Source organism: Microbacterium sp. NPDC059771, from assembly GCF_042732495.1.
Classification (GTDB): domain Bacteria; phylum Actinomycetota; class Actinomycetes; order Actinomycetales; family Microbacteriaceae; genus Microbacterium; species Microbacterium sufflavum.
Map to the genome: position 1 here is coordinate 991,807 of NZ_JBHWHK010000001.1, position 26,287 is coordinate 1,018,093.

Consider the following 26,287-nt stretch of genomic DNA (forward strand, 5'->3'; position numbering starts at 1 on the left):
AGACAACGTTGTCAATCGCGACGATCCGGGCCGGACGAGCGCCTGCTACGGTGGCCGCACGCGCGCCAGGACGGCGCGGGAGAAGGGCGGGCGATGGTGGCGGAGCTGTACGGGGCGCCGATCGACGAGGCCTGGCGACGGCTCGGACACCGCGGGCAGGCCGTGACGGTGGAGTCGTCGCTGCGGACTGACGGACCGGATGCGGGGAGCCGTCGGATCCGGGTCGTCAACGGCGACCTCGACCTCGAGGTCCTGCCCGATCGCGGCCTCGACCTGGGGCAGCTGCGGGTCGCGGGCATGCCCTTCGCGTGGACCTCCGCGACCGGATTCCCCCCGATCGTCCCCGGGCCGGACGACGACGGCTGGCTGCGGTCGTTCGGGGGTGGGCTGCTGACGACCTGCGGACTGCGCAGCTTCGGAGCGCCGTCGGTCGACGAGGGTGAGGCGCATCCGCTGCACGGCCGGTACTCGTCGCTGCGCGCCGAGGTCACGCGCACCGAGGTGACCGACCGCGAGGTCGTGGTCGAGGGCACGGTCCGCGAGGTCGAGGTCTTCGGGGTGCACCTCGAACTCCGGCGCCGCATCAGCACGCCGATCGGGTCGCGCCTGGTCCGGGTGCAGGACCTCGTGGTCAACCGCGGGGCGGCCGCCGTGGAGCCCATGGTGCTCTACCACCTCAACCTCGGCTGGCCGCTGGTCGACGAGGGGACCGTGCTGCACTCGCCGGCGACCGCTGTCGAGCCCCGGGACGCGCAGGCGCGGGCGGGCCTCGGCTCGTGGGACCGCTTCCCGGCCCCGGCGGAGTCGTATCCCGAGCAGGTGTTCCGCCACGAGCTGCCGCTTCGGGAGCGGGTCGACATCGTCGTCGCGAGCCCGCGCGGGGCGGCGGTCCGCATCGCCGTCGACACCGCACGCCTCCCGGCGCTGTTCCAGTGGCGCGTCGCCGAGGAGCGCGGCCACGTCGTCCTGGGGATCGAGCCGGCGACCGTGCCGACGATCCTCGGCCGGGCCGATGCGCGGGCTCGCGGACTGCTGCGCCCGCTGGCGCCCGGCGGGGTGCTCGAACTGGGCGTCGACGTCGAGGTGACGCCCGGCGGGTGACCGCTCGCAGCGGTAGGCGGCGATCGAATCGGCGCTTGACAACGTTGTCGACCCGGTCGCATGATGTTCCCATCGAACTCGCGATGGCCGCGGATTCAACGATGACAACGATGTCGAGGTGGCAATGGAGCACGAGCGCGACGAGTCGAGCGCGACGGTGGGCACCCAGCGTGATGGGCGCCGCCGGGCGCGCATCACCGACGTGGCGCAGCTCGCCGGCGTGAGCATCAAGACCGTCTCGCGCGTCGTCAACGGCGAGAGCGGCGTGCTTCCCGAGACCCGCGAACGCGTCGCCGCCGCGGTGCTCGAGCTCGGCTTCGTGCCCGACCGTCGCGCCCGGTCGCTCAAGCGCGGCGACACCGACACCATCGGCATCCTCATCGACGCCATCTCCGACCCGTTCTTCGCCGCGTTCGTCAGCGCCGTCGAGGAGCTCGCCGTCGCCGAAGGTCTCAACGTGCTCTTCGCCAGCACCGTGCACGACGCCGCACAGGAGCGCGAACAGCTCGAACGTCTCACCGGCGACCGCCTGCGCGGGCTCATCATCTCGCCCTTCGCGATCGAGTCCGCCGAGCTGGCGGCGCTGCGGCAGCGGTTCCCGGTGATCTGCGTCGACCGTTCGCGCGAAGGCATCGACTCGATCGTCGTCGACGACTACGGCGCCACGCTCGAAGCCGTCCGCGGCTTCCTCTCCCGCGGGCACCGCCGCATCGGCTTCATCGGCGAGGAGATCCCGTACCCCACCGTGTTCGAGCGCCTGAGCGCCTACCGCGACGCCCACGCCGAGGCCGGGGTCGAGGTGGACGAGAGCCTGATCATCGCGCAGGGCCGCCACCGCGAAGAGCGGTCGATCAGCGAGCTGCTCGCCCGCCCCGACGCGCCGACGGCCCTCTTCTGCGCCACCAGCCCCGCCGCCATCGCGACCATCCACGTGCTCAGTGCCGACCGCGTGCCGATGCCCGCGCTGATCTCGTTCGGCGACTTCCAGTTCGCCGACGTGTTCACCCCCGGCATCACCTGCGTCGACCAGGACCCCCGGCTGATCGGCGAGGCGACGTTCCGGCGGCTGATGCAGCTCGGCGCCGACCCCCAGGCCGAGCCGGAGCACATCGTCGTCCCCACCCGCCTCATCGCCCGCGGCTCGGGCGAGATGGCCCCCGAGCGCGACGCATCGGCCCGCCCGATCGGAGACCTGCGATGAACCCGGTCCTGCTGCCGCCCAACCCCGTCCAGCACTTCTACCGCGGCGGCGACCGCATCGCGGCGCTGCGCGGGATCGAGCCGGAGACCGACCACCAGCCCGAGGAGTGGCTGGGCGCGACGGTGTCGCGGTTCGGCACGCCGGACACCGGTCTCGCCGTCACCGCCGACGGCGCCCTGCTGCGCGACCTCGTGACCGCCGACCCCGCGGCCTGGACCGGCCCGGGGAGCGGAGCCGACGCGGGCGACGTGGGACTGCTGGTCAAGCTGCTCGACGCCCGCCAGCGCCTCCCCGTGCACGTGCACCCCGACCGGGCGTTCGCCACGAGCCACCTGGACTGCCCGTACGGCAAGACGGAGGCGTGGTTCGTGCTCGACACCGAGCCCGACAGCGCCGTGCACCTCGGCTGGAACACCGACCTCGACCGGGCCGAGCTGGACCGCCGCCGCGACGCCCAGGACAGCGAGTGGATGCTCGCGCACATGAACCGCGTCGTCGTGCGCGAGGGCACGGGCATCCTCGTGCCCGCCGGCACCGCGCACGCCATCGACGGCGGCATCTTCGTCGCCGAGGTGCAGGAGCCCACCGACTTCTCCATCCTGCTGGAGTGGTCGGTCACCACCTCGACCCGCGAGGAGTCGCACCTGGACCTCGGCTTCGACGCCGTGATGCCCGCCGTCTCGGCCGACCGCCTCGCCCCCGAGCAGCTCGCCGCACTGATCAGCGACGCGGGCACGACGCCCGCCGGCCCGCGCTTCCGCTCGCTCCTGCCCGCCGCCGCCGACCCCTTCTTCCGCCTCTGGGACGCGGCCGTCTCCGGGGACGTCTCGACCGAGCGCCCTGCCGGCTTCGGCGTCGTGCTGGTGCAGGAGGGGGAGGGCGAGCTGGTCGGCGCGTCCGGCCGGATCGCCGTCTCGCACGGCCAGGCCTTCGCCGTGCCGCACGCCTTCGGCGCCTGGCATCTCGCGGGTGACGCGCGCGTGCTCGTCGCCGAGCCGGGCGCGGGATGGCCGACCACGCTCACCGGGACCGGGATCCGATGAACGGCTACGTCGTCGGCGTCGACATGGGATCGACCAGCATCAAGCTCCTCGTCGCCGACACCGACGGACGCCAGGTGCTCGTCGCGAGCCGCCGGTCGCCGTGGACGAGCCGTGAGCACGGCCGCGCCGAGATGCCCGCCGCGGTCGCCGTCGACACCGTCCGCGAGCTCGCCCACGAGGCCGACGTCCTGCTGCGCGTGCACGGCCCCTACCGCGTGCTCGCGCTCGGGGTGTCGGGCATGGCCGAGGCCGGCGTGCTGCTGGACGCCGCCGGAGAGCCCGCGGCGCCCGTCATGGCCTGGTTCGACCCGCGCGGTGCCGCCGAGATCCTCGCCACCCCCGACGCCTTCCGCGCGGAGTTCCTCGGACGGACCGGACTGCCGGTGGGCCCGCTGGCCTCCATCGCCAAGATTCTGCACCTGCGCGAGTCCGGGGTGGACCTGCGCGGACGCACCTTCCTCACCGTGCCGGAGCTGGTGGTGCACGCCCTCGGCGGCCCCCGCGTCGCCGAGTACTCCCTGGCGTCGCGCACCGGGCTGCTCGACCAGGACGACAGCACCCCGTGGGACGCCGCCTTCGAGGTGCTCGGCGTGGGCGACGACCTGCTCGCGGAGCGCGTCGGCGCGGGCAGCGCCGTGGGCATCCTCTCGGACGACGCCATGCCCGACGGCTTCCGCGGCGCCGTGCTCACCGTCGCCGGCCACGACCACCTCGTCTCCGCCGTCGCGGTGGGCGCCGTCCACAGCGGACAGCTGTACGACTCGATGGGCACGGCCGAGGCGCTGGTGCGGGTGCTCGACGGCCCGCTGCCGTTCGACGTGCGCGAACGGCTCGCCCTCGCCGGCATCAACACCGTGCGTCATGTGCTGCCGGGCAAATACGTGCTGCTCGCCGGCACGAAGTCCGGTCTGCTCATGCGGCGCGTGCTGCAGCTGCTGGGCATCGCCGACGCCGCCGGCCGGGCGCGGATCGATGAAGCCGTGATGGCACTGCCCGTCACCGGCACCCTCGCCGACGGGGCCCTCGCGGTCAGCGGTGCCCGCAACGACGACGGCGAGCTGAAGATCGTCGCGAACGGCGACGGCCTCGACCCGGCGGAACTGTTCACCGCGACGCTGCTGCACGGCAACGACATGTGCGCCGAGCTCATGGAGGTCATGGACCGCGAGGTCGCGCCGCCCACCTCGACCGTGCTGACCGGGGGGTGGTCGAGCATGGCGAGCGTCGTCCGCGCGCGCCGACTCGTGCTGCCCGATGTCACGGTCGCCACGCACGACGAGGCCACCGCCTACGGCGCCGCGCTGTTCGCCGCGTTCGCCGCGAGCACCCGCACCGACTTCGAGAGCGTGGCCGCGGCGTTCCGCTCCGGCCACTCCGATCACGACAACAGCAAGGGAAGGAGCTGACCCATGTCGCTCAGTTCTACGGTTCCGGTTCTCCAGGCGCGCGGACTCTCGCGCCAGTTCGGCCACGTGCGCGCGCTGAACGATGTCGACTTCGAGGTGTATCCGGGGGAGGTGACGGCCCTCATCGGCGACAACGGCGCCGGCAAGTCGACGCTCGTCAAGGCGCTCTCGGGCAACCTCGCCGTCGACTCCGGCACGATCCTGTTCGACGGCGAAGAGGCCGACATGTCCACGCCGTCCGCGGTGAGCGCGCTCGGCGTCGAGACCGTCTACCAGGACCTCGCACTCGCGCCCCACCTCGACCCGGTGCAGAACATGTACCTCGGCCGCGAGCTGCGCCAGACCGGCGTCGCCGGCGCCCTCGGCTTCATGAAGACCAAGGAGATGCGCGCCCAGTCGCGAGCCGCCTTCGACGAGCTGGGCGCCACCGTGCGCTCGCTCACCTCGCCGGTGGGGGAGATGTCGGGCGGCCAGCGGCAGGCCATCGCCATCGCCCGCGCCGTGCACTGGGCCTCGCGCGTGGTGTTCCTCGACGAGCCCACCGCGGCGCTGGGCGTGCGGCAGACGCAGAACGTGCTCGAGACGATCCGCCGGGTGCGCGACAAGGGCATCGCCGTGGTGTTCATCTCGCACTCCATGCCGCACGTCATGGAGGTCTCCGACCGCATCCAGGTGCTGCGCCTGGGCACGCGCGTCGCCAACATCCCCGCCGCCGACACCTCCATGGAGGAGCTCGTCGGCCTCATGACCGGCGCCGTGACCCGCGACGCCGCCCCGCCCGTGGCCGACGTCGCCCCCGAAGGCGACGTCGCCGAGACCTCAGCCGCTGACAAGGAGCCGAACCGATGAGCACGACGAAGCCCCCCACGGAGACCGTGGCGATCGGCACCCTCGAGGAGCCGAAGAACGGCTACTTCCGCAACCTGCTCCGCGCCCAGGCCTTCCAGATCCTGCTCGTGCTGATCGCGATCGTCGTCGTGTTCAGCCTGCTGGCACCCGACACGTTCGCGCAGTGGTCGAACTTCCGGCTGATCATCCAGAACGCCTCGATCCTCGCCGTGCTCGCCGTCGGCATGACGTACGTGATCATCACGGCCGGCATCGACCTGTCGATCGGCTCGGTGCTGGTGTTCTCCGGCGTCGTCTCGGCCATGGTCATGCGCGCCATCGGCGGGGCGGGCTGGGGCACGGCCGTGGTCGGCATCCTCGTCGCGATCGCCTGCGGCATCGGCTGGGGACTGCTCAACGGGTTCCTCATCGCCAAGGCGAAGATCCCGCCGCTGATCGTCACGCTCGGCACGCTGGGCATGTCGCTCGGCCTCGCGCAGATCCTCACCGGCGGCGTCGACATCCGTGAGGTGCCCGCCGTGCTGACCACCACCATCGGCTACGGCAACGTGCTCGGCACGATCCCCACCATCTCGGTCATCGCCCTCGTGATCATCGTGATCGGCGGAGTGGTGCTGCACTTCACCCGCTTCGGCCTGCACACCTACGCGGTCGGATCGAGCGAGCTCGCCGCGCGACGGGTGGGCGTGAAGGTGGACCGCCACCTCATCGCGATCTACACCCTCTCCGGCGGTCTCGCCGGCGTCGCGGGCATCCTCTCGCTGTCGCAGTTCTCCACCACCGCGATCGCCGGGCAGTCGCAGACCAACCTCAACGTGATCGCCGCGGTCGTCATCGGCGGCACGAGCCTCTTCGGCGGCGTCGGCACCATCGTCGGCACCGTCGTGGGCCTGTTCATCCCCGCGGTGCTGCAGAACGGCTTCGTCATCACCGGCGTGCCGCCGTTCTGGCAGCAGGTCGCCGTCGGCGCGGTGCTCATCACCGCCGTCTACGTCGACCAGGTCCGCCGCTCGGCCGCCATGCGCGGCAACTCCCAGAGCCTCTGGCGCAAGTTCGTCAGCGGGGGCCGGCGTACCTGACGCCCGGCCCACCACCATCCACACACAGTCAAGAGAAGAACGGTGATCACAATGAAGTGGAACAGGAAAGCGATCAGCATCGCCGCACTCGGCGCGTCCGCGACGCTCATCCTCGCCGGTTGCGCAGGCGGGGGCGGAGACGCGGGCGGCGACGGCGGATCCGGCGGCGGCGACGACGGCTACAACATCGCGTTCGTGCAGGGCGTGGCCGGAGACGAGTTCTACATCTCCATGCAGTGCGGCATCGAAGAAGCGGCCAAGGAGGCCGGAGCGACGGTGCAGGTGCAGGGCCCGGAGAAGTTCGACCCGACGCTGCAGAAGCCGATCGTCGACGCGCTCGTCGCCTCCAAGCCCGACGCGCTGCTCATCGCCCCGACCGACGTGACCGCGATGCAGGCGCCCATCCAGGCCGCGGCCGACGCCGGCATCAAGGTCGTCCTCGTCGACACCACCCTGGAGGACCCGTCGATGGCGGTCTCCCAGATCGCGTCGGACAACGAGGGCGGTGGCGCCGCGGCGTTCGAGGCCATCCAGAAGGCGCACCCCGAGGGCGGCAAGGTGCTCGTGGTCTCGATCGACCCCGGCATCTCCACGTCGGACGCGCGCGGTGAGGGCTTCGAGAAGGCCGTCGCCGAGGACTCGAAGTTCGAGTCGCTGGGCATCGAGTACTCGCACAACGAGCCTGCGGAGGCCGCCCGCATCGTGACCGCCGCGCTGCAGGCCAACCCGGACATCGTCGGCATCTTCGCCGCCAACCTGTTCGCCGCCGAGGGCACCGCGACCGGCATCCAGCAGGCCGGCAAGCAGGGCGAGGTGACCGTGGTCGGCTTCGACGCCGGACCCGCGCAGGTCGAGGCGCTCCGCAACGACGTCGTCCAGGCGCTCGTCGCCCAGGAGCCGGCCACCATCGGCAAGGACGGCGTCGCCCAGGCGCTCGCCGCCCTCGAGGGAGACGCCACCGAGGAGAAGATCCAGACCGGGTTCACGGTCATCACCAAGGAGAACATCGACACCGACGGCGCCGACGCCGTCTACAAGTCGACCTGCTGACACCCCCTCCGGCGACCGGGGGATCCCCCGGTCGCCGGAGTCACCCCCGAGAGGACCCCATGAGCTTCCCTGATCTCGCCGGAAAGGTCGCCGTCGTCACCGGAGGCGCCCGCGGCATCGGCTACTCGCTCGCCACCGCCCTCGCCCGCGCCGGTGTGCGCGTGGCGCTGCTGGACCTGCTGCCCGAGGTCGAGGAGTCCGCCGCGCGGCTGGCATCCGAGACCGGAGCCCGCACCGCCGCCGCCCTGGTGGACGTCACCGATGCCGACTCGGTCGAGCGCGCCTTCGCGGCCGTGCGCGAGGAGCTCGGCGTCGCCGACCTGCTGGTGACCGCGGCCGGCATCACCATCTGGGGCGACTCGACCGAGGTCGATCCCGGCACGTGGGCGAAGGTCGTCGACGTGAACCTCAGCGGCACGTTCTACTGCACGCAGGCCTTCGCCCGACCGCTGCGGGCGGAGGGCCGCGAGGGGTCCGCGATCCTCATCTCGTCGATGTCGGGCCGGGTGGTCAACGTGCCCCAGCATCAGGCGTCGTACAACGCGTCGAAGGCCGCCGTCGACCAGCTGGCGAAGTCGCTCGCCGTGGAGTGGGCGCCCGCGATCCGGGTCAACGCCATCGCGCCCGGCTACATCCTCTCCGACATGACCCGCCAGTTCACCGAGGCCAACCCCGAGCTGGCCGCCGACTGGGTGTCGATGATCCCGGCCGGCCGCATGGGCGTGCCCGCCGACCTCGACGGCCTGCTCCTGCTGCTCGCCTCGTCGGCCTCGTCGTACCTCACCGGGCAGACGCTGGTGATCGACGGCGGCTACACCGCGATCTGACATGACGGCCGCCTACCTCGCCGTCGACCTGGGCTCGTCGAGCCTGCGCGTCATGGTCGGCCTGCTGCGCCCCGACGCGCCGGAAGGGCCCCGGATGGAGGTTCGGGAGGCCGCCCGGTTCCCCAACACCCCGGTGCCGCGCGCCGAAGGGCTCGGGTGGGACGTGCCTGCGCTCTTCGACGGCGTGCTCGCCGGACTCCGCGCGGGCGTCGCGATCGCCGCGCAGGAGGGAGCGGAGCTGCGCGGCATCGGCGTGGACGCATGGGGCGTGGACTACGCCCGGCTCACCGTCGACGGCACCCTGCGTCCGTTCGTGCGGCACCACCGCGCTGCCGACCCGGACCTCGCCGCCCGCACCTCCGCCGGCCGCGACCTCGCCGCCGACTACGCCGTCACCGGGGTGCTCGACCAGGCCATCAACACGGCCCATCAGCTGCGGCAGGACCAGTCCGCGGGCATCGGCGACCCCGAGGACACGATCCTGCTGACCGCCGACATCGTCGTGCACCTGCTCACCGGGCGGGTGGGGGCCGAGCCCTCGCTCGCCTCGACCACCGCGCTGCTCGACCGGGCGACCGGGGACTGGTCGGCCGCGCTCGCCGCGGGTCTTCCCGCCCGGCTCCCTCCCGTGGTGCCGACGGGATCGTCGGCCGGGCCCACCACCGCCCGGGTCACCGCGGCGATCGGCGCCGCGCACCCCGTGCCCGTCTTCGCGGTGACGGCGCACGACACCGCCGCCGCATTCATGGCCGTGACCGCCGCCGACGACGAGGGGACCGGTGTCGTCTCCAGCGGGAGCTGGGGGGTGGCCGGGGTGGCCCTGCCCGCGCTGCTGCGCGACGACCGCGCCCGCCGCGACGGCTTCACCCAGGAGATCGGCGCCGGGGGCGACACCCTGCTGGTGAAGAACCTCAGCGGCATGTGGCTGCTGCAGCAGACGCTGCGCGAGTGGGCCGCCGCCGACGGCGAGGCCGAGCCGTCGCTCGACATGCTCACCGCGCTGCTCGACGCGGCGGCCCGGTCGTCGTACCCCGGTCTCTTCGATCCCGCCGACCCCGCGCTGCAGGCCCCGGACGACCTGATCGCGCGGCTGGTGCGGGCGTGCGTCGAGGGCGGGGCCGAGCCGCCGTCCACCAGGGCCGACCTCGTCCGCGCCATCGTGGACAGCCTCGCCGTCGCCTACGCCGACACCGTCGCACTCGCCGCCCGCCGGAGCGGACGCACCCTGGAGCGCATCCGCATCGTCGGCGGCGGCGCGCGCAACGCCCTGCTGTGCGCCCGCACCGCCGCGCGCAGCGGGCTTCCCGTCATCGCCGGGCCCGTCGAGGCATCCGTCCGCGGTGTGCTGCTGCAGGTCGCGCTCGCCGCCGGCGACCTGCCCGACGCCGCGACCGCCCGTGCCCTCCCGGTCGACGACGGCGACGGCCCGCCGCGCGTCCACCACCCCGCCCCCACCCGATCGGAGCCCCTGCATGACCTCGCGTGAGCTGCTCGCCGCCCTCAGCCGCCGCCTCGGCGACCCCGCCCTCGACGCGGCCGTCCTCGGCGAGGGCAACACCTCGATGCGCGAGGGCGACACGATGCTGGTCAAGGCCTCGGGCGCCGTGCTCGGGGCCGCCCGCCCGGAGGACTTCGTACCGCTGGTGCTCGCCGAGGCGCGCGAGCTCATCGACGACGAGCGCGCGACGGGCACCGATGTCGACCGCTACTTCGACCGCGTCGCGGAGGCGGAGGGACGACGGCCCTCGGTCGAGGCGCTGCTGCACGTGGTGCTCTACGACCAGACGCCGGCGCGGGTGATCGCCCACGCGCATCCGACCGCGGTGAACGCCGTGCTGTGCTCGCAGAGACCCGAGCTGCTGGTGGAGGGTGCGCTGTTCCCCGACCAGATCGTGGTGCTCGGAGCGGCCCCGCTGCTGGTGCCCTACATCGATCCGGGTCTCGCCCTCGCGCGGGAGGTGCGGGCGCGGCTCGCGGCGCACATCGACGCCCACGGCTCACCGCCCGTCACCGTGTACCTGCAGAACCATGGGATGTTCGCGACCGGCGCGACGGCTGACCAGGTCATCGGGATGACCGCGATGGCGCAGAAGTGCGCGCGGGCGATCATCGGTGCCGAGACGCTGGGCGGGGTGCGGTTCATGCCGGCCGACGAGGTGCGGCGCATCGACACCCGGCCCGATGAGATCTACCGGCGGGCGCTGCTCGCAGAAGGAGGGGAACGATGAGCGGTGTGTCGGTGAAGGACCGGGTGGCGCTGCTGACCGGGGCGAGCTCGGGCATCGGGCTGGCGACCGCGCAGGCGCTCGCGGCAGCCGGCTGCCACGTGGTCGCCGTGGCGCGCGACGAGCAGCGGCTCGCGGCGCTCGCCGCGGAGCATCCGGAGCGGGTCACGACGATCGCCGCCGATGTGTCGGAGCCGCAGAGCGCCGAGGACGTCGTGGCCGAGACCCTGCGCCGCCACGGCCGCCTCGACATCGTGCTGCCCAACGCGGGGATCTATCTCGGCGGCGATCTCGCCGATGCGACGGTCGCGCAGATCGCAGCGGTGGTGGCCACCAACGTCACCGGTGTGATGGCGCTGGTGCGCGCGGCGCTTCCCCCGCTGCTGGCGCAGGGCAGCGGCGACATCCTCGTCACGAGCTCGGTGTCGGGGCACCAGGACATCGAGTGGGAGCCGGTGTACTCCGCCAGCAAGCACGCCGTGCAGTCGTTCGTGCACACGGTGCGTCGTCAGTACGCCGACAGCGGGGTGCGCATCGGGGCGATCGCGCCCGGGGTCGTCCTCAATCCGCTGTGGGGCTTCGCGCACGGCTCTCCCGAAGAGGCGGAGCGCATCGCCGAGGGCACGGGTATCCGGTCGTCGGACGTGGCGGATGCGATGCTGTTCATGCTGACCAGGCCGGCGCACGTGGTCGTGCGCGACCTGGTGCTGCTGCCGACCGGGCAGCCGATCTGAGCGAGGGGGATCAGCCGTGACCGAGCCGCGTGCGCTGCCGGAGGGGACCGCCGGGCCCGTCGTGACGCTGACGGCGGCCGGGGCGATCGATGCCACGTACCGGCTGCCCGTCCCCCTCGAGCGCGGAGCCTTCGTGCGCGCGTCCGGCTGGGAGCGGGAGGTCAGCGGCAAGGGCGTGAACGTGTCGGCGGCGCTGCGCGCGGCCGGGGTGGCCACCGCGGCGGTGGTGGTGCTCGGGGCGGACGACGTGGCGTTCGCGGCGCAGTCGCCGCTGGCCGACGTGCTGCGGATCGTGACCGTGCCGGGGGCCACCCGGGTCAACACGTCGATCATCGATGCGGGCGGTGCCACCACGAAGGTCAACGCGCCGACGCCGCCGCTCACACCCGCGGCCTGGGACGAGACACGGTCCGCCGTGGTGGGGGCGTGCCGCGCGCTCGCCGCCTCGTGGCTGGTGGTGTCGGGCACGCTCCCGGAGGTGACCGGTGCCGAGGCCCGGATCGCCGACGTCGTACGCGCGGTGCGCGGCACCGGGGTGCGCGTGGCCGTGGACACCAGCGGCGCCGCGCTCGCGGAGCTGGTGGCCGACCCGGCGGAGGTGGCGCTGCTGAAGCCGAACACGCACGAGCTCGCCGAGCTCGTGGGGCGTCCGCTGCGCACGGTCGGCGAGGTGACGGAGGCCGCGCGCGAGCTGGTCGCCCGCGGTGTCGCCACGGTGTACACGAGCATGGGTGCCGACGGCGTGCTGGTCGTGACGGATGCGGCGGTGATCCACGCGCGGGCGGTCGCTCCGGTCGTCGTGAACACGGCGGGCGCGGGCGATGCCTCTCTCGCCGGGTTCCTGCACGGTCTCGGCGGCGCGTCCGGGGGACGGGCGGCGCTGACGACGGCGGCGGCGACCGCGGCCTCCTGGGGGGCGCTCGCCGTGAGCCGTCCGACCACGCTGCTCGACGCGGTGGAGGCGGCGCCGCGCGCGGTCGTCACGGACGAGCCCGACCCGGCGACGCGGTTGACCGAACCGGCGGTCTGACCCCGCCCCGGGCGCCCGTCAGCCGAGCGGGCGCAGGTGCAGGCCGTCAGCGTCGGCGGTGAGCGCGACGCGGTCGAGGCCGTCCACGACCAGGTCGGCGGGCAGCGCCTCGGCGTCGACCGTGCCGGTGACCGCGAGCACCGTGCAGCCGGCGGCCCGGGCGGCCGCGATCCCCGCGGCTGCGTCCTCCACCACGAGGCAGCGCGCGGGGTCCACTCCCAGGCGGGTCGCCGCGGTGCGGAACGGCTCGGGGTCGGGCTTGCCGCGGGTGACGTCGTCGGCGGTGACGAACACCCCCGGTGCCGCGAACCCGGCAGCCGCCAGTCGCGCGGCGGCCAGGGGTGCGGCTCCCGAGGTGACGATGGCGCGCCGGTGCGCGGGGACCCCGTCGTAGAGGGCCCGCGCTCCCGGCACGCTCGGCAGGTCGACCGCGTCGGAGAGCTCCAGGTCGAGGATGCGGTCGAGGCCCTCGGTGTGCTGCGCGGGGGCGAGCAGCCGCGACACGAGCACGCGGGCGGGCTGCCCGTGGTTCTCGTGCAGGGCCTCGGCGGAGACGCCGTAGTGGGCGGCGAAGCGGCGCCACGACCGGATGACCGAGGCGGTGGAGTCGACGAGGGTGCCGTCGAGGTCGAACAGCACCGCGTCGAACGTCCGGCGGAAGACCAGGGCGTCGGGGTCGAGCGACGGACGCGGCCCGACGACGACGCGCACGCGCGCGAGCTGCTGCGCGGTCGACAGGTCGGCGTCGATGCGGGTCACCGGGATCGCCGGGGGAGGCGGGGTCTCGTCGGCGCGGTGGAGGTCTCGCGGGGCAGCCCGTTCGGCGCGTCGCGCGGCGAGCAGCTCGGGGTCGCCCGTGAGATGGATCACGTGCGGGGTCGCCGGAGCCACCGCGGCGCGGAGCAGCTCCCACGCCGTTCCGCCCTGCAGCTCGCGCGTGAAGGGGGCCACGAGCACGGCTCCGCCCGCGGTGGCGACGGCGTCGGCGGCCACGGCCCGCAGCGCGGCGTAGCGGCCCTCGCGCACGGCGGCGGCGTGCGGCCCGCGCAGCCAGTGGCCGCCCCAGAGCTCGGGCGGAAGGGCGTCGAGGAGGGGAGCGGTGACGGCGTCGAGGTCGAGGAGCGGGACGCCGAGCTCGGCGGCGAGGGCGCGGCCGAGGGTGGTCTTGCCGCTTCCCGCGACCCCGGCCACGACGACCACGCGGGCGTCCGACGGTTGACAGGTCTCGGTCATACCCCCACCATAGAAGACAAAGACACCGGTGTCATGGTTGATTTTCCGCGGATCATCGGTTTCTGCCCACGAGAAGAGGAACCCATGCTCACCCGCACCGTCGCCAACCCGCTCACGACGCTCGAACGCCGTGCCCTGCAGTCCCTCTCCACCCCCGACGGCGGCATGCTCATCGTCGCCGCCGACCAGCGCAACGGCATGAAGGCCGCCATCCCCGACGCACCGGGCGGCCCCGACGCCATCACCCGCGAAGAGCTGTCGGCGGTGAAGGCCGACCTCGTGCGCCACCTTGCCGTGCACGCGCCGGCCATCCTGCTCGACCCCGAGGTCGCCCTGCCGGCCGTCGTCGACGACGGCGTGCTCGACCGCGACACCGCCCTCGTGGTGGGCCTCGACGCGTCCGGTTTCGAGACCGTCGACGGTCTGCGCTACACCCGCTTCGTGCCCGGGGCCACCCCGCGCACGGTGCGCGAGCTCGGCGGCGGGGTCGCCAAGATGCTCTACTACACGCGGCCCGACCGGCAGGGGCGCGACTCCCGCGTCGCCGACGAGATGCGCGCGCTCATCGCCGAATGCGAGGCGGAGGGACTCCTGCTGATCGTCGAGCTGCTCACCTACCGCCTCGACGACGAGACCGAGGAGGAGTACGCGGACGCCTTCCCGGCGCTCGTCGCCGAGGGGGCCGCGCTCGCCGTCGCGGCCGGTGCGAAGATCCTCAAGCTGCAGTACCCGGGATCCGCCGAGGCCAGCGCCGCGGTGACCGAGGCGGCCCAGGGGGTGCCGTGGGCGGTGCTGTCGGCCGGGGTCGACCACGAGACCTTCATCGGTCAGGTCACCACGGCGGTCGCGAACGGGGCGGCGGGAGCGATGGCCGGACGCTCGCTGTGGAAGGACAGCCTCTCGTACGACGCCGCCCGCCGCGAGGAACTGCTGACGACCCGCGCGCTGCCGCGACTGCGCGAGCTGGCCGCCGCCGTCGACGGGCGCGGCTGAGCGCGGCGCGGCCGGTAGGGTGGCCGGAGGCTGCCCCGCCCCGGGGGCGAGGAGGTACCTGTGACGACCATGCGTGACGTCGCCGCGCGCGCGGGCGTGAGCACCAAGACGGTCTCGCGCGTGTTCAACGACGACCCGCACGTGCTGCCGCACACCAGGGCCCTGGTCGAGCAGGCCATGCGCGAGCTCAACTACGTCCCCAACGTGCTGGCCACCACCTTCCGCGCCGGGCGGACCTCGGTCATCGGGGTCGCGGTGCCCGACATCGTCGACCCGTTCTTCGCCTCGATCGCCCGCGCCATCGAAGACGTTGCGCGCGGGCGCGGACTGTCCACGCTCGTCACGAGTCTGGGGTCCGACCCGGAGGGGGAGCGTCCGGCGATCGAGTCGATGCTCGGCCGGCAGCTGTCGGGACTGGTGATCGCCCCGGTCGGGGTCGACCACTCCTGGCTGGAACGGTGGCGCGAGCACACGCCGATCGTGTTCGTCGACCGGGCGCCCGTCGGCCTCGACGCCGACACGTTCGTCGAGGCCGACGAGCGCGGGGCCGTGGCGGCGGTGCAGCACCTGATCGGCCACGGGCACCGGCGGATCGCCTACGTCGGCGACGCCGTGCACCTGTCCACCGAGGCGAACCGGCTGGAGGGCTGGCGACGCGGGCTCGCGGAGGCGGGGATCGCGGCCGACGCTGAGCTGGTGCGGTCCGGCGTCTCGGATCGGGAGGCGGCGCGGCAGGCGGTGGCGCAGCTGCGGGCCCTCGACGACCCGCCCACCGCCCTCTTCTCGGCCAACGCGCGGTGCTCGATGGCGCTCGCCGCGGCGCTGCGCGACGAGCCCCTCGCGATCGTCGGCTTCGGCGACTTCCCGATGGCCGACGTTCTGACGCCGGCGCTCACCGTGATCGACCAGGACCCGTATCGCCTGGGCACGCTCGCCGCGGAGCGCATCTTCGACCGGCTCGGCGGTGCGGAGCCCGCAGGGCCGGCGGTCGCTGTGATCGACGTCGACCTGGTCGAGCGCGAGTCGTGCCGCACCGGGGCCGCCCCGGTCTGAACCCCTCGACCCGCGGGTCAGCCCAGGGCGGCGATGCTCGCGCGGGCCCCGAGCGTGCGGAGCGAGGCGCGCGCGGCGACGAACTCCGCCCGCAGCCGTGCGTCGCGCCCCAGATCGCCGAAGACCTCCGTGCAGTCCAGGAACGCGCCGGGTTCCGCGGCCTCGGCGGCCACCGCCGCGCGCAGCAGGGCGAGCCGGCGGTCGGACACCGGGGTCGGCGTCCCGTCTTCCGCGGCACCCTCGAGGAAGACGCTCCAGGCCGCGAGCACGAGCACGGCGTGCGCGATCGAGCCGCCCGTGGCGAGCCGCTCCCGCACGACCGGGAGCAGGAAGGTGGGGATGCGGTCGGAGCCGTCCACGACCTGCCGGGCGAGGGTGTCGCGCACGGCCGTGCTGCCGAACCGGGCGAGCAGCTGCTCCCCGTACGCGTCGAGGTCGATGCCCGGTACGGGTCGCAGGGTGGGAACGGCCTCCTGCTGCATGTACCCGCGCAGGAAGGTGCGGAAGAGCGGGTCCGCGCACACCTCGTGCACCATGGTCGCCCCGGCGAGGATGCCGAGGTAGCTCATCGCCTGGTGCGAGGCGTTCAGCAGCCGGAGCTTCATGAGCTCGTACGGCTCGACGTCGTCGACGAGCTGCACGCCGACCGTGTCGAACGCCGGGCGGCCGAGCGGGAAACGGTCCTCGAGCACCCACTGCACGAAGTCCTCGGAGCGCACCGGCCACCGGTCGTCCACGCCGAAGCGCTCCCGGACGAGCGCGCGGGTCTCGTCGGTGGTCACCGGGGTGATGCGGTCGACCATCGAATGGGGGAACGCCACGTTCGTGCGGATCCAGGCCCCGAGTTCCGGGTCGAGCCGGTCGGCGAAGCCGCTGAGAGCCGTGCGGGCGACGCCGCCGTTGCCGGGGATGTTGTCGCACGACAGGACGGTGAACGGCGCGACCCCGGCCGCGCGGCGGCGGGCGAGGGCGGCGGCGAGGTGTCCGAGAGCACTCCGGGGCGGGGTACCGCGCCCGTGCGCGGCGTCGTCGAGGTCGGCGAGGGTCGCGGCGTCCTGCGGCACGAAGGCGCCGGTGCGCTCGTCGATCCCGTAGCCGCCCTCGGTGATCGTGAGCGAGACGATGCGCGTGGCGGGGTCGCTCAGGCGCGCCTGGACGGCCTCGGGGTCGTCGGGCGCGAAGAGATACTCCGTGAGCGCGCCGATCACGCGGGCCGACTCCGTGCCGTCGGGCGTCACGGTCACGAGCGTGTACAGCCCGTCCTGCGCGGCGAGGGCGTCGCGCATGGCGGCGTCGTGGGGCAGCAGGCCGACGCCGGAGATGCCCCAGTCCGCGTCTCCCGCGGCCAGGAGCCGGTCGACGAACATGGCCTCGTGCGCGCGGTGGAAGTTGCCGACGCCGAGGTGCACGATGCCGGGTCGCACGCGGGCCCGGTCGTAGGCGGGGCGGGCGACGGCGGCGGGCAGCCGCTGCAGCGTCCCGGCCGCGAGGGCGATCGGGGCGGCCGGGGCGGCGGGTGACGAGAGCCGCACGACGAGGTCGGCGCGCGCGCGGCTCCCCTCGACCACGGCGGCGTTCGCCTCGTCCACGTCGCGCACCCACGCGGTCGCCTCGTCGAGGGGATGGCCGTGGCTGCGACGTCGTGCCACCAGCCGCCGCCGGCGCGTGTCCGGCTCGATGTCGAGGAACCAGCTCTCGTCGAGCAGCTCGCGCACGCGCTCCCATCCGTGTCCGGTGTGCAGGAGGTAGTTGCCCTCGGTGATGATCAGCGGCACGTCGGCGGGGACCGGGATCGCGGAGGCGATCGGCTCCTCCAGCCCGCGGTCGAACGCGGGGGCGTACACGACGCCGTCGGCCGGGGCCCGGAGCCGCCGCAGCAGGGCGAGGTAGCCGTCGACGTCGAAGGTGTCGGGGGCGCCCTTGCGGTCGCGGCGATGGAGGCGCACGAGCTCGGCGTTCGCGAGGTGGAAGCCGTCCATGCCCACGACCACCGCCTGCGGCCCGAGCGCGTCGAGGAGGGCGGCGCTCACCGTCGACTTCCCGGCGCCGGGGGTGCCGGCGATCCCGAGGATGCGGCGGCGGCCGTCGGCGATGAGACGCCGCGCCCGTTCCACGAGGTCGGAGAGCGCGACGTCGGAGTCGGGCGCGGGCGGCGGGGTCTGGATCACGGCTTCGTGGTCTTCCTGTGGTCGACGCGGGGCATCGGAGGGCGAGGGACGATGTGGGCGACTGCGGAGCACGCTACGCTGGCCATGTCACCGGTGTCAAGCGACCCGGGGCACAGGACAACACCCCTCGATGGAGAGAGACGCGCATGACCGAATTCCAGGGCCGCACCATCCTCGTCACCGGCGCCGGCGGCGGCATCGGCGGCGCGACCGTCCGCCACCTCGTCGCGGCCGGGGCCGACGTGCTCGCCGCGGGCCGCACCGCGGAGAGCGTCGCCGACATCGCACGCGAGACCGGCGCCACGCCGCTCGCCTTCGACCTCGAGGACGAGGGCGAGATCCGCGCGGCGATCGAGGGCCGCGACCTCTACGGCGTCGTCAACTGCGGCGGCTGGGGCGGCGAGATCGCCACCCCCATGGACACCGACATCTCGGTGTTCGACCGGGTCATGAGCATCAACGCGCGCGGGGCCCTGCTGGTGACCAAGTACGCCTCGCGCGAGATGATCCGCGGGGGCAAGGGCGGCGCGATCGTGAACGTGTCGAGCCAGGCGAGCCTCGTCGCCCTCGCCGGGCACATCTCCTACGGCTCGTCCAAGGCGGCGCTCGACAACATCACGCGCGTCTCGGCGCTCGAGCTGGGCGGCCACGGCATCCGGGTCAACAGCGTCAACCCGACCGTGGTGATGACGCCGATGTCGGCCTGGTACTGGGGACGCCCCGAGATCGAGGGTCCCTTCCTCGACGCGATGCCTCTGCACCGGTGGGCCACCGAAGACGACATCGCCGCCCCCATCGTCTTCCTGCTGGGCGACGGCGCCGCGATGATCTCGGGCGTCTCGCTCCCCATCGACGGCGGCTACACCAGTCGCTGAGGCGGCCACGGCGCCCGGCACCTCAGGGAAGCTGTCGCAGGCGCTCGGCGAAGCGCTCGACGGTGGCCGCGAACGCCGGAGCGTCCGGGCGGTTGAGGTGCCCGTGGGTGGTGCCCGGCTCGGTCGACACGTCGACGTCGACGCCGGCGGCCGAGAGGGCGCGCGCGAAGGCCTCTCCCGACATGCGCAGCTCGTCCGTCTCGTCGTTGACCATGATCGTCGGGGGGAAGCCCGCGAGCTGCGCGGGCGCGGCGGTCCCCGGGATCGCGTAGACGTCGGCGCGGTCCAGCGGTCCGCCCAGATAGTTCTCGTACATGCCGCGCACGAACGCGGCGGTGAAGACGTCGGCGTCCGGCTGCGCGTCCAGCAGGGCGCGCAGCTCGCGGGTGGGGGCGTCCTGAACGGCCTGGAGCGTCGGGTAGGCCAGGACCGCGAGGCCCGGGACCGGTCCGCCGTCGTGGGTCAGTCGCAGGGCGGCGCCGGCGGCGAGGTTGCCGCCCGCACTCGCGCCGCCGATCGCCCATCCCCGCGCGGCGATCGGGGAGGACACGGCCCAGCGGAACGCGGCGACCATCTCGTCGTGCGGCACCGGGTAGTGGATGCCGCCGCGCTCCGGCGAGCCCAGGCGGCTCGTCCAGTCCGGGGTCATCGGCGCCAGGCGGTAGTCCACGCTCACGACGACGATGCCGTGCGCCGCGAAGGCCCGCGCCACCGCATCCGCCTCCGGCATGTCGAGGTCGCCGCCCGCGAAGCCTCCGCCGTGCGCCCAGACGAGACCCGCGCCGGTCGGCGACGCCGGGGTGTAGAGGCGTACGCGCAGCGCTCCGTGCGGTCCGTCCAGCACCCGGTCGGCGATGTGGAGGTCCGCGCTCACGGCAGCACCGTGTACAGCAGCCAGACCGCGAGCGGGGTGCCGATCACGAAGAACAGCAGACCGATGATCGCGCCGCGGCGGGAGGGCTTCTCGTCGGGGGAGGACATGCGTCGAGCATGGCAGACGAGCGACGGTTCGCGCCGGTGGGTCAGGCTCCCCAGCCGGCCTGCACGCCGCCCACGCGCTCCTCCGCGATGCGCTGCTGGTACCCGGACGCCGCGTAGGCGGCCATCGGGTCGGCCGGCAGGCCGCGCGACTCGCGCCACTCCGCGAGCGCCGGGCGCACGTCGGTCGAGAACGCGTCCATGAACACGGCGTTCGCCGTCAGCACGTCGCCCGAGCGCTGCGCGGCAGACAGCGCCTCGCGGTCCACCAGCAGGGCACGCGCGGTCATCTCCTGCACGTTCAGCACGGAACGGATCTGCCCGGGGATCTTGTCCTCGACGTTGTGGCACTGGTCCAGCATGAAGGCGACGTCGGGGTTGTTCAGGCCGCCGCCGCGGATCACCTCGAACAGGATGCGGAACAGCTGGAACGGGTCGGCCGCGCCGACGATGAGGTCGTCGTCGGCGTAGAAGCGGGAGTTGAAGTCGAACGAGCCGAGCTTGCCGAGCCGCAGCAGCTGCATCACGATGAACTCGATGTTCGTGCCCGGCGCGTGGTGACCGGTGTCGAGGCACACGAGGGCCTTGTCGCCGAGCGCGCTCACCTGGGCGTACGACGTTCCCCAGTCCGGCACATCGGTGTGGTAGAACGCGGGCTCGAAGAACTTGTACTCGAGCACGAGCCGCTGGTCGTCGCCGAGGCGCGCGTAGATCTGCTGCAGCGAGTCGTGCAGGCGGTCCTGACGACCGCGCAGATCGGCCTGCCCGGGGTAGTTGGAACCCTCGGCGAGCCAGATCTTCAGGTCGCGGCTGCCCGTGGCGTCCATGACGTCGATGCACGCGAGGTGGTGGTCGATGGCCTTGCGGCGGATCGCGGCGTCCTCGTGCGTGAGCGCGCCGAACTTGTAGTCGTCGTCCTGGAAGGTGTTGGAGTTGACGGTGCCGAGCGTCACGCCGTGGTCTTCGGCGTGACGGCGCAGGTCGTCGAAGGAGTCGACCAGGTCCCACGGGATGTGCAGCGCCACGGTCGGCGCGAGGGCGGTGTGCGCGTGCACCTGGGCGGCGTCGGCGATCTTCTCGTAGGGGTCGCGCGGGGTGCCCGGCGTGCCGAACACCTTGAACCGGGTGCCGGAGTTGCCGAAGGCCCAGCTGGGCAGCTCGATGCTCTGCTTCTCGAGCGCGGCGAGGATGTCGGGGGTGAGGATGCTCACGATGCACGGCCTTCGGTGTCGGTGGTGGCGGAGGAGTCGGTGGCGCTCGCCGCGGCGAGCTGGTCTTCGAGGTGGAATACCTCGGTGAGGGAGGTGGCGGCCTGATCGGGGCGGCCGTCGAGGCCCACGAAGAAGCGGCTCATCTCGGCCTCCCACCGCGCGGCGACGGGCGACGCGGCGAGGTACGCCTGGGCCGCCCGGTCGTCGTCGGTCTCGTAGTAGCCGAAGAGCGTGCCGCCGGCGCCGAGGAAGAGGCTGTAGTCGCGTCGTCCGGCGGCGGCGATCTCCGCCAGCATCTCCGGCCGCACGGGGGAGTGCCTGGCCACGTACTCGTCGAGCAGCTCGGGGCGCACCTGGAGCTGGAAGGCCACGCGGGTCATGAGGGTCCTTTCGGTGTCCGGCCGGTGCCACGCGGCACCGGCCGGACGGGCGACTCAGAAGTCGAAGTCGCCGATGTTGTCGGCGTCGAACACGAACGGGTCGCCCAGCAGCACGACGCCGTCGGCGCCGACCGTGTACTCGCCGAGGTCGCCCGCGTCGAACGTGTCGCCTTCCTTGCCGGTGATGTCGCCGGCGATGAGGGCGTGGGCGGCGAACGCGGCGAGGTAGCCGAGGTCTTCCGGGTTCCACAGCGCGAACGACGTGACGGTGCCGTCCTCGACGTACTCGCGCATCTGGTTCGGGGTGCCGAGCCCGGTGAGGGCCACGGTGCCCTTGTAGTCGGACGTGGAGAGGTAGCGCGCGGCGGCCGCGATGCCGACCGTGGTGGGCGACACGATGCCCTTCAGGTCGGGGTGGCTCTGCAGCAGTGCCGCCGTCTTGTCGAAGGACGTCTGGTCGTCGTCGTCGCCGTACACGGTCTCGACGATCGTGATGTCGGGGTAGTCGCTCGCGACGTACTCCTTCATCAGGTCGATCCACGCGTTCTGGTTGGTCGCGTTGGCCGAGGCGGAGAGGATCGCGATCTCGCCCGCGCCGCCGATCTGCTCGGCGATCTGGTCGATCTGCACCTTCGCGATGCCCTCGGAGTCGGCCTGGTTGATGAACAGGTCGCGGCACTCGGTGTTGGTGTCGGAGTCGAACGTGACGACCTTGACACCCGCGTCGCGGGCCTCGTTCAGGGCGTCGCAGATGGCCTTGGGGTCGTTCGCCGAGACGACGAGCGCGCCGACGCCCTGCTGCGTGGCGGTGTTGATGTAGCTGACCTGGGCGTCGGGCGTGGCCTCGGCCGGTCCCACCTCGGAGAACGTGCCGCCGAACTCCTCGACGGCCTTCTTGCCGCCCTCGCTGGACGTGTCGAAGTACGGGTTGCCGAGGTTCTTGGGCAGGAAGGTGATCGAGGCGTCGCCGCCGCCTTCTCCGCCGCTGCCGCTGCCGCCGTCGCCGGATCCGGCGCAGCCGGTGAGGGCGACCGCCGCGGCCACCGCGAGGGCGGCGAAGGCGGTCACGCGCTTGCGTGCAAACGTCATTGTTCGTTCCTTTCGTCGGGGGATGCCGCGGTCGCGGCGTCCATCGGTGCCCCTGGCGCTGTGGTGCCGGCACCGGCGGGGGTTCTGCCCGGTCGGCGGCGTGCTTTCTGCAGCCAGGCCAGGACGCTTGCGGCCACCACCGAGATCACGAGGAGCGTGCCGGTGATGATGTTGATGACGTCGGAGGTGACGTTCACCAGGCGGAGCGCGCTCGCGAGCGCCCCGATGAGGAAGGCGGCGGCGATGACGCCGTAGATCTTGCCGCGACCGCCGAAGACGGACACCCCGCCGAGGACGACGGCGGCGATCACCTGGAGCTCGAGGCCGGTGGCGTTGTCGCCGCGGGCGCTGCCGTAGCGGAGCGTGTAGAAGATGCCGGCGAAGGCGGCGACCGCGCCGGAGAGCACGAAGAGCACGAGCTTGGTGCGCTCGACGTGCACGCCGGAGAAGTGCGCGGCGTCCTTCGACAGTCCCACCGCGTACACGCCGCGACCGAACGGGGTGAAGTGCAGCAGGACCGCGAACACGGCCACCAGCACCAGGAACGGGATGGTGATGACGGGGATGGGGGTGCCGGCGATCTTGGCTTTCGCGAGGTCGCTCCAGAACTCCGGGAAGTCGGTGACGGCGGCCGTGCCGAGCAGGCCCACCGCGAGGCCGCGGTAGAGCGCGAGCGTGCCGATCGTGACCGCGAGCGAGGGGAGCCCGACGACGGTCACCAGGAAGCCGTTGAACGCGCCGCCGACGATGCCGACCGCGAGCGCGGCGAGCGCGGCGACCTCGAACGGGAGGCCGCCCTGCACGAGCGCTCCGGTGACCACGCTGGACAGTCCGACCATGCTGCCGACCGAGAGGTCGATCTCGCCCGTGATCATGATCAGCGTCATCGGCAGCGCGATCAGCAGGATCGGGGCGATGTCGAGCAGCAGGTAGGTGAGGGTGATCGGCTGACCGAAGCCGCGGATGCTCGTGGCGGCCACGACGGCCACGACGATCAGCAGCCCGACGATCGCGGCCTCGCGCGTGAGGAGCAGCCGGCGCCACAGCGGCTTGTCGTAGTCGCGGATGACGCGGGCGCTCGCGGTGGTGGTGGTCGCGGTGGTCATGACTGGTCCCTCGCCTCGATGAGCCGCCGTCTCTGCCGGACCGCGAGCACGCGGTCGAGCACGATGGCGCCGATGATGAGCAGGCCGACGACGGCGCGCTGCCAGAAGTCGGGGATGCCGAGGATCGGCAGGGCACGGTTGATGGTGAGCAGCAGCACGGCTCCGATCGCCGCACCCCAGACCGAGCCGATGCCGCCCGTGATGGCGACGCCGCCGATCACCGCGGCGCCGACCGCGTCGAGCTCCCATCCGGCTCCGGCCTGGGAGTTGATGGTGCCGTAGCGTGCCGCGTAGAACACCCCGGCGAGCCCGGCGAGGGCACCCGACAGGACGAACGCGGTCAGCACGCGGCGCGTGACGCGCAGGCCGTACAGCTCGGCGGCTGCGGGGTCGGAGCCGATCGCGTAGAACTCCCGCCCGCCGCGCGTGTTCTTCAGGTACCAGGCGGCCGCGGCGAGCACGATCACCGCGACGACCGCGAGGATCGGGATGCCCAGGAGCTGTCCGGTGCCCAGCGCCAGGAAGTCGCGGGGGAGGTCGGAGGCGTTGACGCGGTCGCTGCCGGTCCACAGCACGTTGATGCCCCGGTAGGCGTAGAGCGTGCCGAGCGTGATGACCATGGCGGGCACCTTCGCGTAGGCGACGAGGGCGCCGTTGACGAGTCCGAGGAGGGCGCCGAGCACGACGGCGGCGATCACGACCAGCACGATGGGGATGCCGGGCACGTCGATGAAGAGCCGTCCGGTGAGGTAGGCCGTGAGGCCCATGACCGAGCCGACGGAGAGGTCGACGTTGCGGGTGATGAGCACGATGGCCTGACCGACCGCGACGAGCACGAGGATCGAGGGCGTGAGCAGCAGGTCGCGCCAGCCGTCGGCGCTGAACAGGAACTTCGGGTTGTTGAGGGTCGCGGCGGTGATCACGAGCACCAGGGCGAGCAGGATGCCGAACTCGCGCGCCCTGCCGAGGCCGGAGATGCGCGTGGTGAGCGCGGAGACGGGGATGGCGGTGGTCACGAGGAGAGCTCCGATGCGTGCGTCGCGGCGAACATGACGTTCTCGGAGGTGGCCTCCGAGCGGGGGATCTCGGCGGTGATGCGACCCTCGCGCATCACCAGCACCCGGTCGGCCATGCCGAGCACCTCGGGCAGCTCCGACGAGATCATGAGGATGCCCATGCCCTGGCCGGCGAGCTGGGAGAGCAGCCGGTGCACCTCGGACTTGGTGCCGACGTCGATGCCGCGGGTGGGCTCGTCGATCAGCAGCACCCGGGGCTGCGTCGCGAGCCACTTCGCCAGGACGACCTTCTGCTGGTTGCCGCCGGAGAGGGTGGCGGCGACCGTGTCGAGCGCGTGCGTCTTCACCTCGAGGCGCGAGGCCCACTCACGGGCGGCCCGGTTCTCCATCGCGGTCGTCAGCAGGCCGAGCCGGGCCAGACGCCGGCGGATCGCGAGGGTGATGTTGCCGCCCACGCCGGACTCGATCACGAGGCCCTGCTTGCGACGGTCCTCGGGGACGAGCGCGAGTCCCGCCCGCATGGCGTCGACGGGGCGCCGCGGCGGGATGCGCCGGCCGGTCATGCGGACCGTGCCCTCGCGGTAGCCGTCCACGCCGAACACGGCCCGGGCGACCTCGCTGCGTCCCGCGCCGACGAGCCCGGCGAGTCCGACGATCTCGCCCGCGCGCACGGTGAAGGAGATGTCGTGGAAGAGCCCGGGGCTGGTGAGGCCCTCCACCTCGAGCAGCGGTTCGCCGATCGCGGCCTCCTGCTTGGGGAACAGCTCGGCGACCTCGCGGCCCACCATCTGGCGCACGAGCTCGTCGACCGTGGTGTCGGCCACGGCGGAGGTGGCGATGTACGCGCCGTCACGCATCACGGTGACGGTGTCGCAGAGGGCGAACACCTCGTCGAAGCGGTGCGAGATGAAGATGAGGCCGCGCCCCTCGTCGCGCAGGCTGCGCGCGATCGCGAACAGGCGCTCGACCTCCACGCCGGACAGGGCGGCGGTGGGCTCGTCCATGATGAGCAGTGCCGCGTCGAGGGAGACGGCCTTGGCGATCTCGATCACCTGCTGGTCGGCGATCGAGAGCCCCTCCGCGGGGCGGTCGGGATCGATGGTGACGCCGAGGCGGGTGAAGAGCCGCTCGACCTCGTGCCGCATGGCCTTCCGGTCGATGCGGCCGAAGCGTCCGAGGGGCTGGCGGCCCATGAAGATGTTCTCGGTCACCGACAGGTCGGGGAAGAGGGTCGGCTCCTGGTAGATGACGGCGACACCGGCTGCCTTGGACTGGGCGGTGGAGGTGAAGTCCACGTCGGCCCCGTTCAGGCGGAACGTTCCGGCGTCGCGCTGGTAGAGGCCGGCGACGATCTTCACGAGCGTGGACTTCCCGGCACCGTTCTCGCCGACGAGCGCGTGGATGGAGCCGGGGTCGACCGTGATCGTGCCGGAGCGCAGGGCGATCACCGAGCCGAAGGCCTTCTGGACGTCGGCGAGCTCGAGCACGGGCGCCGTCGCGGGTGAGGACATCATTTCTCTCTCCATTGAGGGAATGAATCGTTTCAAACCCTGTCGGAGATGAGATTAGGCGATGTGTTGACTGCTGTCAAGACGGCGTGAGAGTGTGAGTCCCGAGCGGAATGTGAGTCGTTTCACACG

General features: G+C 72.9%; 24 protein-coding genes. 15 read left to right on the forward strand and 9 right to left on the reverse strand.

What is annotated here, in order from left to right; translation table 11 throughout:
• Window positions 1-93: 93 nt before the first annotated feature.
• The 12 genes from ACFV3I_RS04715 to ACFV3I_RS04770 all read left to right on the forward strand — a co-directional run bounded on the left by ACFV3I_RS04715 (window position 94) and on the right by ACFV3I_RS04770 (window position 12,545).
• Window positions 94-1,101, forward strand: coding sequence for an aldose 1-epimerase family protein (locus ACFV3I_RS04715; RefSeq protein ID WP_378822455.1), 1,008 nt, complete (start codon window positions 94-96; stop codon window positions 1,099-1,101).
• A gap of 124 nt (window positions 1,102-1,225) precedes the next feature.
• Window positions 1,226-2,302: a LacI family DNA-binding transcriptional regulator gene (locus tag ACFV3I_RS04720; RefSeq protein ID WP_206251804.1), complete on the forward strand. Its 1,077-nt coding sequence runs from the start codon at window positions 1,226-1,228 to the stop codon at window positions 2,300-2,302.
• On the forward strand, window positions 2,299-3,345 hold the full coding sequence (locus tag ACFV3I_RS04725) for a class I mannose-6-phosphate isomerase (RefSeq protein ID WP_378822456.1): 1,047 nt from the start codon (window positions 2,299-2,301) through the stop codon (window positions 3,343-3,345). Before ACFV3I_RS04720 ends, ACFV3I_RS04725 begins: the two co-directional genes overlap by 4 nt.
• The gene (locus ACFV3I_RS04730; RefSeq protein WP_378822457.1) at window positions 3,342-4,751 is read left to right on the forward strand and encodes an L-fuculokinase; all 1,410 of its coding nucleotides are present in this window, start codon (window positions 3,342-3,344) and stop codon (window positions 4,749-4,751) included. Before ACFV3I_RS04725 ends, ACFV3I_RS04730 begins: the two co-directional genes overlap by 4 nt.
• Window positions 4,752-4,754: 3 nt before the next feature.
• Window positions 4,755-5,600, forward strand: a complete 846-nt coding sequence (locus ACFV3I_RS04735) for an ATP-binding cassette domain-containing protein (protein ID WP_136028610.1) — start codon at window positions 4,755-4,757, stop codon at window positions 5,598-5,600.
• On the forward strand, window positions 5,597-6,679 hold the full coding sequence (locus ACFV3I_RS04740; RefSeq protein WP_136028609.1) for an ABC transporter permease: 1,083 nt from the start codon (window positions 5,597-5,599) through the stop codon (window positions 6,677-6,679). Before ACFV3I_RS04735 ends, ACFV3I_RS04740 begins: the two co-directional genes overlap by 4 nt.
• A 51-nt stretch (window positions 6,680-6,730) precedes the next feature.
• The gene (locus tag ACFV3I_RS04745) at window positions 6,731-7,729 is read left to right on the forward strand and encodes an ABC transporter substrate-binding protein (protein WP_136028622.1); all 999 of its coding nucleotides are present in this window, start codon (window positions 6,731-6,733) and stop codon (window positions 7,727-7,729) included.
• A gap of 59 nt (window positions 7,730-7,788) precedes the next feature.
• Entirely contained in the window at window positions 7,789-8,556 is a 768-nt protein-coding gene (locus ACFV3I_RS04750; protein WP_136028608.1) for an SDR family oxidoreductase, read from the forward strand.
• A gap of 1 nt (window position 8,557) precedes the next feature.
• Window positions 8,558-10,042: a rhamnulokinase family protein gene (locus tag ACFV3I_RS04755; protein ID WP_378822459.1), complete on the forward strand. Its 1,485-nt coding sequence runs from the start codon at window positions 8,558-8,560 to the stop codon at window positions 10,040-10,042.
• Complete coding sequence (locus ACFV3I_RS04760) at window positions 10,029-10,784, forward strand: class II aldolase/adducin family protein (protein WP_378822460.1); 756 nt, start codon at window positions 10,029-10,031, stop codon at window positions 10,782-10,784. Before ACFV3I_RS04755 ends, ACFV3I_RS04760 begins: the two co-directional genes overlap by 14 nt.
• Window positions 10,781-11,515: an SDR family oxidoreductase gene (locus ACFV3I_RS04765; protein ID WP_136036972.1), complete on the forward strand. Its 735-nt coding sequence runs from the start codon at window positions 10,781-10,783 to the stop codon at window positions 11,513-11,515. Before ACFV3I_RS04760 ends, ACFV3I_RS04765 begins: the two co-directional genes overlap by 4 nt.
• A gap of 16 nt (window positions 11,516-11,531) precedes the next feature.
• Complete coding sequence (locus ACFV3I_RS04770) at window positions 11,532-12,545, forward strand: 1-phosphofructokinase family hexose kinase (protein WP_378822461.1); 1,014 nt, start codon at window positions 11,532-11,534, stop codon at window positions 12,543-12,545.
• An 18-nt stretch (window positions 12,546-12,563) separates the two neighbouring features.
• Here ACFV3I_RS04770 and ACFV3I_RS04775 read toward each other — a convergent pair whose 3' ends face one another.
• Window positions 12,564-13,778: an HAD-IA family hydrolase gene (locus tag ACFV3I_RS04775; RefSeq protein ID WP_378822462.1), complete on the reverse strand. Its 1,215-nt coding sequence runs from the start codon at window positions 13,776-13,778 to the stop codon at window positions 12,564-12,566.
• Window positions 13,779-13,862: 84 nt separating this feature from the next.
• On the opposite strand from ACFV3I_RS04775, the gene ACFV3I_RS04780 reads away from it, so the two are divergent.
• Both ACFV3I_RS04780 and ACFV3I_RS04785 read left to right on the forward strand, forming a co-directional pair.
• A complete protein-coding gene (locus tag ACFV3I_RS04780) occupies window positions 13,863-14,771 on the forward strand; it encodes a hypothetical protein (RefSeq protein ID WP_378822463.1) in 909 nt (302 codons plus the stop codon).
• 69 nt (window positions 14,772-14,840) lie between these two features.
• Complete coding sequence (locus ACFV3I_RS04785; protein WP_136028621.1) at window positions 14,841-15,824, forward strand: LacI family DNA-binding transcriptional regulator; 984 nt, start codon at window positions 14,841-14,843, stop codon at window positions 15,822-15,824.
• Between the two features lie 17 nt (window positions 15,825-15,841).
• Here ACFV3I_RS04785 and ACFV3I_RS04790 read toward each other — a convergent pair whose 3' ends face one another.
• Window positions 15,842-17,992, reverse strand: a complete 2,151-nt coding sequence (locus ACFV3I_RS04790; RefSeq protein ID WP_378822464.1) for a nucleoside/nucleotide kinase family protein — start codon at window positions 17,990-17,992, stop codon at window positions 15,842-15,844.
• 146 nt (window positions 17,993-18,138) lie between these two features.
• Between ACFV3I_RS04790 and ACFV3I_RS04795 the strand changes: the two genes are divergently transcribed.
• The gene (locus ACFV3I_RS04795; RefSeq protein ID WP_136028673.1) at window positions 18,139-18,867 is read left to right on the forward strand and encodes an SDR family oxidoreductase; all 729 of its coding nucleotides are present in this window, start codon (window positions 18,139-18,141) and stop codon (window positions 18,865-18,867) included.
• A gap of 22 nt (window positions 18,868-18,889) precedes the next feature.
• On the opposite strand, the gene ACFV3I_RS04800 is transcribed toward ACFV3I_RS04795, so the two are convergent.
• The 7 genes from ACFV3I_RS04800 to ACFV3I_RS04830 form a co-directional block, all read right to left on the reverse strand.
• Window positions 18,890-19,741, reverse strand: coding sequence for an alpha/beta hydrolase fold domain-containing protein (locus tag ACFV3I_RS04800; protein WP_240744484.1), 852 nt, complete (start codon window positions 19,739-19,741; stop codon window positions 18,890-18,892).
• A gap of 148 nt (window positions 19,742-19,889) precedes the next feature.
• Window positions 19,890-21,056, reverse strand: coding sequence for an L-rhamnose isomerase (gene rhaI / locus ACFV3I_RS04805; protein WP_136028674.1), 1,167 nt, complete (start codon window positions 21,054-21,056; stop codon window positions 19,890-19,892).
• Entirely contained in the window at window positions 21,053-21,436 is a 384-nt protein-coding gene (locus ACFV3I_RS04810) for an L-rhamnose mutarotase (protein WP_136028675.1), read from the reverse strand. The genes rhaI and ACFV3I_RS04810 overlap by 4 nt, the downstream gene beginning before the upstream one ends.
• Before the next feature lie 54 nt (window positions 21,437-21,490).
• Window positions 21,491-22,525, reverse strand: coding sequence for a rhamnose ABC transporter substrate-binding protein (rhaS, locus tag ACFV3I_RS04815; protein ID WP_136028676.1), 1,035 nt, complete (start codon window positions 22,523-22,525; stop codon window positions 21,491-21,493).
• Window positions 22,522-23,631, reverse strand: coding sequence for an ABC transporter permease (locus ACFV3I_RS04820; RefSeq protein ID WP_247638343.1), 1,110 nt, complete (start codon window positions 23,629-23,631; stop codon window positions 22,522-22,524). Before ACFV3I_RS04820 ends, rhaS begins: the two co-directional genes overlap by 4 nt.
• Entirely contained in the window at window positions 23,628-24,647 is a 1,020-nt protein-coding gene (locus tag ACFV3I_RS04825) for an ABC transporter permease (RefSeq protein WP_378822465.1), read from the reverse strand. The genes ACFV3I_RS04820 and ACFV3I_RS04825 overlap by 4 nt, the downstream gene beginning before the upstream one ends.
• Entirely contained in the window at window positions 24,644-26,161 is a 1,518-nt protein-coding gene (locus tag ACFV3I_RS04830) for a sugar ABC transporter ATP-binding protein (RefSeq protein ID WP_247638344.1), read from the reverse strand. Before ACFV3I_RS04830 ends, ACFV3I_RS04825 begins: the two co-directional genes overlap by 4 nt.
• Window positions 26,162-26,287: the final 126 nt, after the last annotated feature.